This is a genomic window from Limnohabitans sp. 2KL-51 (assembly GCF_003063645.1).
GTDB lineage: Bacteria > Pseudomonadota > Gammaproteobacteria > Burkholderiales > Burkholderiaceae_C > Limnohabitans_A.
In genome coordinates this window covers 1-1558 of record NZ_NESJ01000049.1, presented here as the reverse complement: position 1 = coordinate 1558, position 1558 = coordinate 1, and the positions used below count along the sequence as shown (strand labels likewise).

At 67.4% G+C, this 1558-nt stretch carries 1 protein-coding gene; it reads right to left on the bottom strand.

What is annotated here, in order from left to right; translation table 11 throughout:
• A partial coding sequence (locus B9Z49_RS21300; RefSeq protein ID WP_199225139.1) for an Ig-like domain-containing protein occupies nt 1–1558 on the bottom strand: 1558 nt, incomplete at both ends.

Genomic DNA, 1558 nt, shown 5'->3' with positions numbered 1-1558 from the left:
CCACCGCAATGGTGGCCGTGCCTTGGGCATTGGCCGTGGGCGTGAAGGTGGCGCTGTACTGGGTGTAGCCGGCGCTTGCGGTGCCGCTGGAGGGCACGGGCGCAAAGTTGCTGAGCGTGCCGCCCACCACGTCGATGTCGCCTTGCACAAAGTTGGTGCTGGCCTCGGACAGCGTGAAGTAGATCGTCTCGCTGCTGCTGACCATGCCAGCGGCGGCGCGGCTGACGATGATGCCGGGCGGCTGGGTGTCGGGCAGCTGGGTGTTGTAGTTGATGTTGATGAGGTTGTTGGCCTCAAGGCTGGTGCCCGCCACGCCCGTCAGGTAGGTGTCCAGGTTGGCGTTGCCCGCCGCATCGGTGAACTTGCTGGACGCCACGCCAATGGCGGCCGTGCCCAGCGCATTGGCTGTGGGCGTGAAGATGGCGGTGTACTCGTGGTAGCCCCCTGCAGCGCTGCCGCTGCTGGTCACGGGCGCAAAGCCGGCCAAGGTGCCGCCGGTGACGTCCACATCGGCCAGGCTGAAGGTGGTAGAAGCCTCGGACAGCACGAAGGTGATGGTGTCCGAGCCGCCCAAGGCCAGGTCGCCGCTGCCTGCGCGGCTGAGCGCGATCTTGGGCGGGGCGGTGTCCAGGGGCACCGTGTTGTAGGCCAGGCTCACTTGGTTGTTGGCCTCATAGCCGCTGGCAGAGGCGGTGTAGGTGTCGTCGTTGTTGTTGCCCGCGTTGTCGCTGAACTTGCCCGAGAGCACGCCCACGGTGGCCGTGCCACTGCTGCTGGCAGCGGGCGTGAAGGTGGCGGTGTAGACGGTGTAGCCCGTGCCCGGCGTGCCGCTGGAGGGCATGGCGGTGAAGTTGCTGAGGGTGCCGCCGGTGACGTCGATGTCGGCCAGGCTGAAGTCGGTGGCCGCCTCGCTGAGCGTGAAGGTGAGGGTCTCGGTGGCGCCCGAGGCCAGTGTGGTGCCCGCGTTGGTGCGGCTCACGACCACTTTGGGGGGCGTGCTATCCACCACCGGGTTGACGGTGATCAAGAAGGTGTCGCTCACGCTCAGGCCTGCCGCATCCGTGCGGGTGACCGTCACGCTGGTGGTGCCGGCAGCAGGGGGCGTGCCGCTGAAGATGCCACTGGCCGCGTTGAACGTCAGCCAGCTGGGCAGCGCTGCGCCGCCCGTCAAGGTGGCCGTCAAACTGGCCGTCTCGCCGTTGCCTGCGCTGTCCACGTCGGCAAAGTTGCTGCTGACGCTGAAGGGCGTGAGCGCCGTGCCCACGTTGAGCGCTTTGTCCGCTTCTTGCACGACCACCGTGGGCGCGTCGTTGGCGCCTTGTACGGTGACCACCAGGCTGGCCGTTTCTGTGCTGGTGCCGCTGGCGGCGGTGTAGCTGAACACCTCGGTGAGCGTCTGGCCGCTGGTGCGCAGGGCTTGCACCGTGGCGTTGTTGTTGTTCACCGTGTAGGTGTAGCTGCCGTTGGTGCCCATCACCAAGGTGCCGTATTGGCCCGTGATGGTGGCCGGCCCGCTGGTGGTGCTGAGCGCTGCGCCGCCTGCAAGCTTGGCCGATTG